Annotated in this window: 12 protein-coding genes; 3 read left to right on the plus strand and 9 right to left on the minus strand. The window is 71.4% G+C overall.

From position 1 onward, the window contains the following. Window positions 1-367 precede the first annotated feature (367 nt). Both AMA02S_RS36070 and AMA02S_RS36075 read right to left on the minus strand, forming a co-directional pair. Window positions 368-1,744, minus strand: coding sequence for an NADP-dependent succinic semialdehyde dehydrogenase (locus AMA02S_RS36070; protein WP_067468252.1), 1,377 nt, complete (start codon window positions 1,742-1,744; stop codon window positions 368-370). A gap of 82 nt (window positions 1,745-1,826) precedes the next feature. Beyond that, window positions 1,827-2,846, minus strand: a complete 1,020-nt coding sequence (locus AMA02S_RS36075; protein ID WP_157431068.1) for a lactonase family protein — start codon at window positions 2,844-2,846, stop codon at window positions 1,827-1,829. A 295-nt stretch (window positions 2,847-3,141) separates the two neighbouring features. Between AMA02S_RS36075 and pgi the strand changes: the two genes are divergently transcribed. Then, window positions 3,142-4,773 carry a glucose-6-phosphate isomerase gene (gene pgi, locus AMA02S_RS36080; RefSeq protein ID WP_067468258.1) on the plus strand — a complete coding sequence of 544 codons (1,632 nt, stop codon included), beginning with the start codon at window positions 3,142-3,144 and terminating at the stop codon, window positions 4,771-4,773. An 85-nt stretch (window positions 4,774-4,858) separates the two neighbouring features. On the opposite strand, the gene AMA02S_RS36085 is transcribed toward pgi, so the two are convergent. From AMA02S_RS36085 to AMA02S_RS44800, 6 genes are all read right to left on the minus strand, one after another. Beyond that, entirely contained in the window at window positions 4,859-5,116 is a 258-nt protein-coding gene (locus AMA02S_RS36085; RefSeq protein ID WP_067468260.1) for an EF-hand domain-containing protein, read from the minus strand. A gap of 98 nt (window positions 5,117-5,214) precedes the next feature. After that, window positions 5,215-5,955, minus strand: a complete 741-nt coding sequence (locus AMA02S_RS36090) for a sugar isomerase domain-containing protein (protein ID WP_067468263.1) — start codon at window positions 5,953-5,955, stop codon at window positions 5,215-5,217. Further along, window positions 5,948-6,385: a PTS sugar transporter subunit IIA gene (locus AMA02S_RS36095; RefSeq protein WP_067468266.1), complete on the minus strand. Its 438-nt coding sequence runs from the start codon at window positions 6,383-6,385 to the stop codon at window positions 5,948-5,950. The genes AMA02S_RS36090 and AMA02S_RS36095 overlap by 8 nt, the downstream gene beginning before the upstream one ends. Beyond that, window positions 6,382-6,684 (minus strand): PTS sugar transporter subunit IIB, encoded by a 303-nt coding sequence (locus AMA02S_RS36100; RefSeq protein WP_067468269.1) that lies wholly within the window; start codon window positions 6,682-6,684, stop codon window positions 6,382-6,384. Before AMA02S_RS36100 ends, AMA02S_RS36095 begins: the two co-directional genes overlap by 4 nt. 38 nt (window positions 6,685-6,722) lie before the next feature. After that, window positions 6,723-8,159, minus strand: a complete 1,437-nt coding sequence (ulaA, locus tag AMA02S_RS36105) for a PTS ascorbate transporter subunit IIC (protein ID WP_067468271.1) — start codon at window positions 8,157-8,159, stop codon at window positions 6,723-6,725. 67 nt (window positions 8,160-8,226) lie between these two features. Then, entirely contained in the window at window positions 8,227-8,967 is a 741-nt protein-coding gene (locus AMA02S_RS44800) for a GntR family transcriptional regulator (protein WP_067468274.1), read from the minus strand. 175 nt (window positions 8,968-9,142) lie between these two features. Here AMA02S_RS44800 and AMA02S_RS36115 point away from each other — a divergent pair, with 175 nt between their 5' ends. Beyond that, a complete protein-coding gene (locus AMA02S_RS36115) occupies window positions 9,143-10,468 on the plus strand; it encodes a hypothetical protein (protein WP_067468277.1) in 1,326 nt (441 codons plus the stop codon). A 94-nt stretch (window positions 10,469-10,562) separates the two neighbouring features. Next, the gene (locus tag AMA02S_RS36120; RefSeq protein WP_245667983.1) at window positions 10,563-11,684 is read left to right on the plus strand and encodes a carbohydrate kinase family protein; all 1,122 of its coding nucleotides are present in this window, start codon (window positions 10,563-10,565) and stop codon (window positions 11,682-11,684) included. 10 nt (window positions 11,685-11,694) lie between these two features. Here the strand turns inward: AMA02S_RS36120 and AMA02S_RS36125 are convergent, their stop codons facing one another. After that, a complete protein-coding gene (locus AMA02S_RS36125) occupies window positions 11,695-12,636 on the minus strand; it encodes an AraC family transcriptional regulator (protein WP_067468279.1) in 942 nt (313 codons plus the stop codon). Window positions 12,637-12,648: the final 12 nt, after the last annotated feature.

The raw sequence follows: 12,648 nt of genomic DNA on the forward strand, positions 1-12,648 counted from the left end.
CCGGTCTCGGGCGCGTCAGTGCGCCGGACGGGCGGACGGGGTGGGATCGGCCCGGCCGGATCGCGCGTCAAAGCGCGGAGGCTGCGGCGCGGGCGGCGCGGTCACCGACAAAGAGTGCTGTTCAGGCGCATGAAGTCGACCACGCGCCGGACGGTCAGTACGACGTGCGGCATATTTCCCATAATTAAGGTAGGAATACTGGAAGTCAAGCGTAAAGGCACCTCGGACCTGCTATCGGCCTCGTCACACTGCGCCCCGTGGACGATGTCCCGGGCAATCGGCTACAGGGACCCGCCCAGCCGACCCGCACCGCCTAGCCGACCCGCACCGCCTAGCCGACCCGCACCGCCCAGCCGATCCAGACCGCCTAGCCGATCCACACCGTCTTGACGTTGCAGAACGCGTGCATGCCCTGCTCGGACAGCTCGCGGCCGTAGCCGGAGCGCTTGACGCCGCCGAACGGCAGCTCCGGATAGGAGGTCGTCATCCCGTTGATGAAGACCTGTCCGGCGTCCAGCTCCCGGACGAACCGCTCGCGCTCGTCCGGGCGTTGCGTCCAGGCGTTCGAGCCGAGGCCGAAGCCGGTCGCGTTCGCCACCTCGACCGCCTTGGACACGCCACGGACGCGCAACAGCGAGGCGACCGGCCCGAACACCTCCTCGTGGTACATGCGCATCTCGGGCGTGACGTCCGAGATGACCGTCGGAGGGTAGAACCAGCCGGGCCCGTCCGGACGCTCGCCCCCACACAGCACCGTGGCGCCCTTGCCGACCGCGTCCGCGACGAACTCCTCGACGTCGGCGCGGCCCTGCTCGCTGGCCAGTGGCCCCACGTCGGTGGCCTCGTCCATGGGGTCGCCCACCCGCTGAGCCCGCATCGCCTCGACGAAGTGCCGCTCGAACTCGTCGGCGACCTCGATGTCGACGATGAAGCGTTTGGCCGAGATGCAGCTCTGCCCGTTGTTGAGGCAGCGCGACGTCGCCGCGGCCTTCGCCGCCGCCTCGACGTCGGCCGACGGCATCACCACGAACGGGTCGCTGCCACCGAGCTCCAGCACCGTCGGCTTGATCTCGTCCCCGGCGACGGCGGCCACCGACCGCCCGGCGGGCTCGCTGCCGGTGAGCGTCGCCGCCCGCACCCGCGCGTCGCGCAGCACCCGCTCGACCTCGCCCGACCCGATGAGCAACGTTTGGAACGCGCCCTCGGGGAATCCCGCGCGCCGGAACAGGTCCTCCAGGAACAGGGCCGTCTGCGGGACGTTCGAGGAGTGCTTGAGCAGCCCCACGTTGCCCGCCATCAGCCCCGGCGCCGCGAAGCGGATCACCTGCCAGAGCGGGAAGTTCCACGGCATGACCGCCAGCACGGGACCGAGCGGCTGGTAGCGGACGTAGGCGTCCGCGGCGCCCACCGCCTGCGCATCGGCGGGACGGTCCGCGAGGAACTCCGCCGCGTGTTCGGCGTAGTACCGGCACGCCTTCGCGCACTTGCGGACCTCCGCCTCGGCCGAAGTGAGCGTTTTGCCCATCTCGGTGGTCAGCAAGGCGCCGATCTGGCCCGCCTCGGCGTCGAGAACGTCCGCCGCCGCGTTCATCCACGTCGCGCGCTCGGTGATGCGGGTCGTGCGGTACGAGGCGAACACCGTGGCCGCCTGCCCGATGCGGCGGTCGACCTCCGCCGCCGAGTACGCGTCAAAGGTCTTCTCCACCTGTCCCGTCGTGGGATTGGTCGTCGCGATGGTGGTCATGTCCGGGTGCTCCCCTCGTCCCTCCGGGACGTGCCCTCGCGGTCGTACCGGAAACACCCGCCGGTCGCGCCGAAAAGGCGGCTCAGGCAGGGACGACGCACACCGGCGACGGCACCTCCAGGGGCGTCCCCACGGCCGCCGGGATGCCGTCGGCGCTGATCCGGAAGGTCACGAGAAGATCGCTCCGCTCGTTCGCCACATGCATCCATTCACCGTCCACGTGCAGGTCCCGGGGCCAGTCCCCGCCGGACCCGGTGTCCGCGACGGGAGCCAGCGCCGCCCCCTCGTCCAGCACACGGTGGGTGGTGACCACATCCGCGCCGCGCGCCGAGGTGTAGACGTACCGGCCGCCGTCCCCGAGCTTGATCGCCGCACCGAGCGTGTCGCCGGCCACCGGATCCGCCGTCGCGGGGGACTCGGCGATCTGGTCGAGGCGGGCGTAGCCGTCCGCGGGGCGCAGGACGAGCACGGTTGCCGCCAGCTCGGTCAGCACGTACACATGCCCGCTCGGGTGGACGGCCAGGTGCCGGGGTCCGCATCCGGGCGGCAGGGCGGTCTCGCCGACGGGCCGCAGCCTCCCGGCCTCAAAGCGGAAGGAGCGGACGAGGTCGGCGCCGAGGTCGGTGGTCAGCACGGTGCCGTCCGGGGCGTGCGCGCCGGCATGCGCGTGCGGGCCTTCCTGTCGGTCCTCGCGGGGGCCGCCGCCGTGCCCCTCCACCACGTCCGGTTCGCCGACGAACCCGCCGTTCGGGTCGAGCGGCACCGATCTGACCGTGCCGGACCCGTAGTCGGCGACGATCAGGTGCCCGCCGCCGGGACTCACGGAGACATGGCACGGAAGCGACCCCGCGGCGCGCCGGCCGATCTCGCGGAGCCGGCCGTCCGCGACCGCGTAGGCCAGGACGCCGCCCGCCTCCTCTTCCCGGACCGTGTACACGACGTCCCCGCCGGGATGGACCGCCAGGTAGGACGGGGACACCGCCTCGACCGCGAGCTCCAGATCTGCCAGCGTGCCGTCCGGCGTCTGTCGCACCCAGTAGACGCCCTCGCCCGCACCGGCCTCACCGGTGTAGGTGCCCACCCAGAAGAACCGTTCGTCCACCCGCGCCCCCATCCCGGCCGAAACGTGATCGCCCGCCTTCGGAGGCGGGCGGCAGGGCCGAGCCTAACGGCCGCGTGAGGCCGACGGTGCTACTCCAGGTCAGGCTTGTCTGCCCAGTTCAAACGTGATGTGCCCAATACGCTCCTCTTACCTGAGGTATTCGGTCTGTACCACCCGGGCGCTGGCGGGCTTTGGTACGGTCGCGCGCGCGGCCGACCTATGATCGCCGTGGGGACGGCGGAGCGCCCGGGGACAGCGGTGCCCGCACGGCCCCGCTGAGGAGACGAGAGAGGCAATGGCTGATATCACCGAGGCGCCCGAGTGGTCCGCGCTCGCCGATCACCAGGCGGTGCTGGCGGGACGGCACCTGCGCGAGCTGTTCGCTGACGACCCCGGGCGCGCCGAGCGCATGACGGTCAGCGCGGGGGACCTCCGCCTGGACTACTCCAAGCACCGCGTCACCGCCGAGACGCTCGGGCTGCTGGTGTCCCTCGCGGAACGGGCGGGACTGCGCGAGCGGATCGCGGCGATGTTCTCCGGCGAGCACATCAACGTCAGCGAGGACCGCGCCGTCCTGCACACCGCACTGCGACTGCCGCCGGGTGAGCGACTGACCGTGGACGGCCAGGACGTCGCGGGCGACGTTCATGCCGTCCTGGACCGGATGGCCGAGTTCTCCGGGCGCGTCCGCGCGGGGGAGTGGACGGGTTTCACCGGCAAGTCGATCACCACCGTCGTCAACATCGGCATCGGTGGTTCCGACCTCGGCCCCGCCATGGCCTACGAGGCGCTGCACGACTACGCCGACGCGGGCATCTCCTGCCGGTTCGTCTCCAACATCGACCCGGCCGACATCGCCGGGACCCTCGCGGACCTCGACCCCGAGCGGACGCTGTTCGTCATCAGCTCCAAGACGTTCGGCACCCTGGAGACCCTCACCAACGCCAAGGTCGCGCGGCAGTGGCTGGTGGAGCGGCTCGGCGACGACAAGGCGGTGTCCCGGCACTTCGTCGCGGTGTCGACCAACGCCGAGCGCGTCGCCGAGTTCGGCATCGACACGACCAACATGTTCGGGTTCTGGGACTGGGTCGGCGGCCGGTACTCCTTCGACGGCGCGATCGGCCTGTCCCTCATGATCGCGATCGGCGGCGAGGCGTTCCGCGAGATGCTCGCCGGGTTCCGCGAGATCGACGAGCACCTGCGCACCGCGCCGTTCGAGGCGAACATGCCGGTCCTGATGGGCCTGCTCGGCATCTGGTACACCGACTTCTTCGGCGCCCAGACCCGAGCCGTCCTGCCCTACAGCCAGCGCCTGTCCCGCTTCCCCGCCTACCTCCAGCAGCTCACGATGGAGTCCAACGGCAAGTCGGTGCGGGCCGACGGCGCCCCGGTCGTCGCCCAGACGGGAGAGATCTTCTGGGGTGAGCCCGGCACCAACGGCCAGCACGCCTTCTACCAGCTGCTGCACCAGGGCACACGCCTCGTCCCCGCCGACTTCATCGGGTTCGCAGAGCCGTTCGAGGACCGTGCGGGCATGCACGACCTGCTGATCGCGAACATGCTCGCGCAGACCTCGGCGCTGGCGTTCGGCAAGACCGCCGAGGAGATCGCCGCCGAGGGGACGCCCGCCGCGGTCGTCCCGCACAAGGTCATGCCGGGCAACCGTCCCACCAGCACGATCCTCGCGCCGAAGCTCAGCCCGGCGGTGCTCGGGCAGTTGGTCGCCCTCTACGAGCACATCGTGTTCGTCGAGGGGACGATCTGGGGCATCGACTCCTTCGACCAGTGGGGTGTGGAGCTCGGCAAGGTCATGGCGATGGATCTGGCGCCCGCGCTCACCTCCGAGGAGCCGCCGGCCGAGGCGCCGGATCCCTCCACCGCGGCGCTCGTCCGCGAGTACCGGCGGATGCGCGGCCGCGCGATCTGAGCCGGGCGCCTGACACGCGTACGGAACGGGCCCGCCGGTCGTCCGGCGGGCCCTTTCTCGTGGCGTTCGATCAGCTGGTCCCCGGTCAGCCCCGTGCCTTCGGGAGCGGGCCTTCGGCCCAGCCCTGTGCCTCCAGGATGGCGCGGAACTCGGCGTAGGAGATGAACCCGTCGCGGTTGGTGTCCGCCTGCTCGAACCTGTCCTGGGTCTCCGCGCGCGTCCAGGACAGCCCGAGGCTCTCCAGGACGAGCGTGAACTCCATCAGGTCGAGCTTCTCGTCACCGCCGAGGTCCGCGCGCGTGAACACGGCAAGAAGATCGTCCTCGGTCGGCCTGGTGGTCATCTCGCTCCTCGATTCTGGTCCGATATGCCCGCATCATCGCATGCCGGGCGAGCAGGTCCCCCGGCGCAACGCCGGGCGGCCCGCCGGGCGCTCGGCCCTCACTCCCCGCTGAGCTCCGGGATCCGGTCCCGGTAGCGCGCGAGGAGCGCCGCGTTCCCCTCGTCGCCTCCCGGGACGTTCGCGCTCGTCCAGCGCGGAAGCTCCACGCCGCGCGCCGCGGCGAGGTCGTCGAGGTCGGCCAGCACGCGCGCCCACGTGTACGCGGCGAGGATCGTGGACGCCGCCGCGGTGCGGGGCGCCTCCGGCGGGTGCAGCGCGTCGCCGAGCGGAACACGCGTGTCCAGGACGACCGTGGCGTGGTCGGCGAGGCTCGTCGGCGTCCGCGCGGCGGCGCCGCGCGAGGCCCGCGCCGAGGTCACCGCGACGACCGGCACCCCCCGCGCCGCGCACGCCTCGGCCACCTCGACGGGGTAGGGGTTGCGGCCGCTGGTGGAGAAGACCACCGCGACGTCCGGCGGGGCGGGTGCGGCCGCCTCGACGACCGCGCGCCCCACCCCCGCCTTCCGCTCGACGCGGGTGCTGCGCACGGCGTCGTCGAGCGGGAACACCCCGGCGTCCCAGATCGGACGGACGGCGGCGAGCCCGCCGGCCCGGTAGAACGTCTCGCACACCATCGCCAGGGAATGCCCCGCCCCGGCGACGTGCACGATCCCATCGGCCTCGACCGCCTCCAGCAGCAGGGCGGCGGCGTCGCCGATGGCCGCGCCGGAGACGGAGTCCACGTCGTCCAGCAGGGCCCGCACCCGGCCGGGGAGTTCGATCAGGACAGCGTCAGGCATCGGGCAGGGCCTCCTTCAGGACGCGGGCCAGCTCGTCTTGGTCCGAGGCCGCCCGAAGCCGGTCGGCCAGACCGCCGGACAGTGCGCGCGCAAGCCCCGCCAGCGTGCCGACGTGCACATCGGGGTCCGGCGTGCAGAACGAGAGCAGCAGGTCCACCGGGTCATTGTCGGGATGCCCGAACTCCACGGGCGCGGTCAGCCGGGTCACGCCGACACCGACGGCCAGCCCACCCTCCTCAGGGCGAGCGTGGACGAGCGCCAGCCCCTTGGTCAGGACGATGTACGGACCGTTCTCCTCGACCACCCGGACGCACGCGTCCGGGTAGCCCTCTCCCGCCGCGCCCGCGTCGACCAGTGCGGACGCCGCCGTGCCGACGGCCTCTCTCCAGTCGCCCGCCTCGACCCCGTCGGTGGCCACGGCGATCGTCATGAGAGCCAGCCCTGCTCGGTCAGGCGCTCCCGGAGCTGGGCCTCCAGGCCGTCCTTGTCCAGGAAGTCGCTGATCGTGATCACCACGGGCGCCAGGTCGGCGATCTCGCCGGTGTGCATCCCCTGGCCGATCACCACGTCCGGCGTCATCCCGCGCGCCGTGGACACGTCGGTGTTCTCGACCCGCGCCTCCACGCCGAGCGAGCGCAGCGCGTCCTCGGCGGTCATCTTCAGCATCAGGCTGGAGCCCATGCCGACGCCGCAGACCGCGAGGATCTCCAGTTGCCGGTCCAGTGCCATGTCAGTCCCCCTCGTCAAGTTCTCTTCCTGCCGGTCGTTCAGGCGTTGGCGGTGGCCTTGTCGCCCGCGCCGGCGGCCGCGTCCTCGTCGGCGTTCCTGCGCCGCTCGGCCCGGCCGAGGACGAGCAGGGTTGCGACCGTGGCGGCCAGCGCCACGACGGGCACCAGCCAGATCGTCCCGTCGCCGACGACGGGGTCGGCGGCCTTGAGCAGCCACCCGATCGCGTACCAGTCGGGGTCGGCGAGCGTGGCGAGCTCCGGTGCCGTCCTCTCGTAGAGTCCCCAGGTGACGGCCTGCCCGATCGCGAGGGTCAGTCCGGAGATCACACCGCCGAGCACCGCCCCGCGCCAGCCGGCCACGACGTTGCCGAACAGTCCCGCGGCGCCACCGACGAAGAACAGCATGATCATGGGCGGGGCGAGGGTGAACCAGCCGGTCCCCGCGAACACCGCGAGGCAGACCAGGAACACGCCGGTGGAGGCCACGAACCCGAGCATGACCGCTGTCGGCGCGACGGGAAAGACGGTCGGCGCGTCCAGCGCGGGACGGGTGCCGGGGATCACCTTGTCGCTGAAGCCCTTGAACGCCGGGACGATCTCGCCCAGGAACATGCGCACGCCGAACAGCAGGATCGCGATGCCGCCCGCGAACCGTAGGCCGACCAGCAGCGCCCACACCCATGAGGACAGCTTGGGGTCCATGTCGGCTGCGGCCTTCCCCACCACGCCGTTGTCGGCGAACGCGACGGCCACCAGCATGATGATCGAGATGATGAGCGCGGTGCTGACGTTGACGTCCTTGAAGAACGACAGCTGGCGCGGCAGCTTGAGCTTCTCGGTGTCGTGCTTCTCGCGACTGCCGAGCGGGCGCGCGGCGTACCCGGTGACCAGGCAGGCCAGCGAGCTGGTGTGCGCGAACCCGAACCGGTCGTCCGGCATGACGCGGCGCATGAGGGGCCGCATCCACAGCGGCTGGACGGTCCAGTAGGCGGCGACGAACCCGGCGCCGCAGAGCACGAGCGTGAGCTGGTCCTGGCCCGGCGCGATCGTCACCAGTGAGGCGACCGTCACCGTGCTGACCCAGAACATCAGGTGCCCGGTCAGGTAGAGGTACCGGGCCGCCGGGAAGATCCGCACGATCAGCACGTGTGTGAGGAACGCGACGGTGATGACCAGCGCGATCGTCCCGCCCTGCTCGGTGAGGAACTGGGTCAGCGAGTGGTCGGCCTTCGGCGGCGTGGTGCCCATGGCGCTGGCCAGCACCGTCTGGAAGCTGGTCAGACCGCCGGTGAACACGTCGACGCCGATGAAAAGGATCACCACGCCGATCGTCGCCCGCAGCGCGCCGGCGAGCACGTCCTCGAACCGTTTGCGCTGGAGCAGCAGCCCGAGAAGGGTGATGAGCCCGATGAGGATGGGCACCTGGCCGAACACGTTGTCGGCCAGGAAGGTGAGGATGTCCTTGATGACGTCCATGGTGAAGTCGCCTCACTTCTCGGGGGTTGGGTCGAGCGCTGTCGCCCCCGCCAGCGCGGGTCGCCGGTCAGTGCGAGGGCGGTCTCAGGTCGAGTTCCAGCCGGTACCGGTCGCCGCGGTAGACGGATCTGACGTACTCCAGCGGCCTGCCGTCCTCGTCCCTGGTCACCCGCTCGAACAGGAACGCCGGGGTGTGCACCGGGACGTCCAGTTCGGCGGCCTCCTCGGCGGTGGTGACGGTCGGTTCGATCGTCTCGGTGCCCGAGGCGATCACGATGCCGTTGCCGCGCAGCAGGTCGTAGAACGACCGGCCCTCCAGGTCCTGTTTTCGGAGGGCGGGCAGCAGTGCCCGCGGCAGGTAGAGGGTCTCGATGGCCATGGTGGCCTCGTCGGCGAGCCGCAGCCGCCGAATGGTAAATACCTCTTCCAGGGGTGACAGGGCGAGCCGCCTGCCGATCCGCGCCCCCGCGGTCTCCGTGCGGAACGACAGCACCCTGCCCCCCGGCTTCATCCCCCGCCTGATCATGTCCTCGGTGAAGGAGGTCATGGTCAGCGAGACGGCGATCCGGGGTTCGGTCACGTAGGTGCCGCTCCCGTGCCGCCGGTCGAGCAGTCCCTCGGCGACGAGGTCGTCGATGGCCTGCCGCAGTGTCGGGCGGGACACCCCGAGATCCTCGGCCAGCCGGCGCTCGGACGGCAGGGCGTCCCCGACGTCGAGTCCCTCCAGCATCACCAGCAGTTGTCGCCGCACCGCCTGCCGTTTGGTGTTTCCGGCCCGTGGTTCACCCGCGGATTGCACGCTTTTCATCTCCTGATGCCTAGTTCCTGCTCGCGCATACGGTATGTCCGATTGAGTCGACTGGTCAATACCACTTTGGCGGTTCTTGCCGTGGTCATCGCCACCCGCCCGACCTACCGTCTGGCTGAAGTTCGTCTGATGTCCGGCCGAGATCGTGCCGGGCGCGCGGCGGGGAAGGGGCGAGATGAACGGGTTCATGCGGGGGGCGCTGGCGCTGGCGTTTCCCCTGATCATGCTGGTGACGTTCGCGAGCACCGCGCACGCGGGTGCGGTGCCGTCCGGCCCGGCGGGATGGCGGCTCGTGGACGCCGAGTCCTTCGATCGGCGCCTGGACGATGCGATGGTGCCGTGGAAGCCGGATGGCGATGGGCCGTCAAGTCTCTACAACGTTGACATTTACGACAACGATGGCGCCTACTTTGACACCGTTGGGGGTCCGGCATTCCGGACGCAGCTCGCGAAGATGACGACCTACCGCAAGTCGTTCACGTTCGGGAAGCGGGGCTGGCTCACCGCCGAACTCGCCGCCCGCGACGCCGACGGGGACGGCCGGCCCGACGCGCCGCCCACGCTCACCTCCCGCAACGGGGTCGCGCACCTGCACGAGCCGGCCCACCAGGCGGGCGTCGTGATCCGTTCGACGCGGGCGCTGCCGGCCGAGTACCGGGTGGAGATGACGCTGCGCGGGCTCGACTTCGGCGGGCAGCGCGCCGGCTCATGGGATTACCCGGACGGCCGGACCAACGGCTACGCGCCCGGGGGCTGCAAGACCACCTTCCCCTGGGCGTCGGGCGGCGATTTCGCCCGGCCCGAGTGCCAGTGGGCGGACGTCCGTACCGATTCCAACGGCTTCTACTACATGTCGATCATGGACTACGGGCGGGTGGCGCCGCACAACAACGTGTTCATCCACGGGCACCGCAAGGTCGCCATGGACGGCTACAACCGCTACCGGTACACCGGATCCGGCCTGCGGTACTGCAATCCGGCCACCAAGCAGTACGAGCCGTACACCGCCGGAACCGGCAACGGCGTTAACGCCATCTTCATGACAGACGACCGGAGGTATCCGGCGATGCCCGGCACCGAGTACCTCATGCAGAGCGAGTGCGGGCTCGCCAAGGGCGGCGCGATCGTCTCGACGGTCGACCTCAAGCCCGAACTCCTGCCCGAGGAGCCCTACCGGTTCGCCGTCGAGAGGCGGAACGGCGCGTACACGATGGAGATGTCCGGTGACTTCGCGCACGTGGGCGAGGCGACGTTCCGCTACACGCGGTCCTTCGTCCAGGACGGTGAGCCGATCTGGCACTACAACCAGAAGCCCACCGAGTACGACGGGCGATTCAACGCAGACTGGACGTGGCAGGGCCCCGGCGGCACCCTCGTCGACCACGACACCTGGCCGGCCGGGTCCGCCTACCCCGACCACTTCATGATCGGCGACCCGCACATGAACTTCTATGAGGGGAAGGCGCAGGTGGACGACGTCCGCCTGTACGCGCCGAGGTAGCGATCCGATCACGGGACACGGCCCCGGATGTGATTCTGTCGGTGCCAGCGATTATCGTCCGTCAGAACGTTCCAAGCCACGCCGTGGGGGCACCGTGACGAAGACCGTTCCGGGCCGGCCGCCCGAGCCGTCCCTCACCGATCCATGCGCCGAGCGGGAGCCGGCGGGCGAGCGCCTGCGCGTCGCGGCGGGCGCCCCCGGCCCCGCGTTGGACGTCTTCCTGGCCGGTCAGGTCTTCATGGACATGATCTTCACCGGGCTGCCCGGCCTGCCGCCGCCCGGCACCGAGATCGTCACCGACGGGCTCGGCTCCGCGCCCGGCGGCGTCGCCAACATCGCGGTCGCGATGAGCCGGCTCGGGCTGCGCGTCGGCCTCGCGGCCCCCTTCGGGGACGACATGTTCGGCGCCTACCTGTGGCGGACCCTCGCCGAACAGGAGGGCGTCGACCTCGGCCTGTCCCGCCGGGTGCCCGGCTGGCCGACGCCCGTCACGGTGTCGATGGCCTACGACTCCGACCGCAGCATGGTCACCTACGCCCGTCCCGTCCCCGCGCAGTCGGACGGATTGGCGGGCTCCGCGCCTCCGGCCGCGCGGGCCTGCTTCGTCGACGTCGACCGTCCGGTGCCAGCCTGGGCCGCCGCGATGCGCGAGCGGGGCGCGCTGGTCTTCGCCGACCTCGGCTGGGACCCCACGGGCGCCTGGTCCGCCGAGGTGCTCGACCGCCTCGCGCACGTGGACGTGTTCCTGCCGAACGCCGCCGAGGCGATGGCCTACACCCGCACCGGCACGCCGGAGGCGGCGGCCGTCGCCCTGGCAGGGCGGGTACCGGTGGTCGTCGTCAAGCGCGGCGGGGACGGCGCCATCGCCATCGACTCGGCGACGGGGGAGCGCGCCGAGATCAGCGCGCTACCGGTGGAGGCGCTCGACGCGACCGGCGCGGGCGATGTGTTCGCCGCCGGCTTCGTGTTCGCGACCCTCGCCGGGTTGCCGCTCGCCGAGCGGCTCCGGTTCGCCAACCTGTGCGCCGGCCTCTCGGTGCGCCACCACAGCGGCTCGCTCGGCTCGCCCTGCTGGGGCGAGATCGCCGCGTTCGGCGAGTCGGGCGAGGTCCCCGAGGCGGTCCTGGCCGACTACGCGTTCGTGGTGCCCTTCATCCCCGAGACCGCGTCCGACACGGTGGTCCGCGCCGAGCCGACCCTCCGCAAGCAGGCGTAGCGGGGGAGTGTCAGGCGGTGGCCGCGCCCGTCCGGTACTCCTGCGGGCTGATGCCGCGCTCACGCTTGAACGCCGTGCTGAGCGCGAACGCGTTGCCGTAGCCGACCTGCCGCGCCACCGCCTCCAGCGTCGCGTCGCTCTCGCGCAGCAGGTCGGCGGCCTGGGCGAGGCGGACGCCCGTCAGGTACGCCATCGGCGGCTCCCCGATCAGCTTGCCGAACCGCTGCGCGAGCGCGGCCCGGGAGACGCCGACCTTGGCGGCGAGGTCCGCGACCGTCCACGGGTGCGACAGGTCGTCGTGCAGCAGCCGCAGCGCCGGTCCCACCACCGCGTCGCCGTGCGCCCGGTACCAGCCGGGCTTCTCCGCCTGCGGGCGGGAGAACCACGCGCGCAGGGCCGCGATGAGCAGCAGGTCGAGCAGCCGGTCCAGGACGACCTCCTGGCCCGGTTCGTCCTTGCCGATCTCCTCACCGAGCAGCCCGACCAGCGGGGACTTCCAGGTTCCGGCGCGGACGATCGCAAGCGCCGGCAGCGCCGCGAGAAGCCGCTGCGTGACCGCGCCGCGCATCTGGTAGGTGCCGGTCAGCATGACCGTCGAGCCGTTCGGGTCGGTGCCCCAGGCCCGGACGCCGAGGTCCATCGCCTCCGCCAGGCTCGTGCCGTCCGGGGTGGTGCAGCGCTGGCCGGGGTGGATCACGATCTGCGGCTCGGTGCCGGGATCGTCGGCGACCGTGTACGGGTCCGGTCCACGAATGATCATCACGTCGCCCGGCCGGACGCGTTCGGGACCACCGTGGTCGGGGATCACCCACGCCTCGTCACGGGCCATCGCGACCAGGGTCAGCGGCGCCTCGTCCTGGATCCGCATCGACCACGGCGGGTTGAGCGAGGAGCGCAGCATGAACGCCCCGCGGGCGCGCGGCCCGTCGAGCAGGTCGGTGAGGGCGTCCATGCGACCAGCGTA

The sequence above is a fragment of the Actinomadura macra NBRC 14102 genome, assembly GCF_001552215.1.
Classification (GTDB): domain Bacteria; phylum Actinomycetota; class Actinomycetes; order Streptosporangiales; family Streptosporangiaceae; genus Spirillospora; species Spirillospora macra.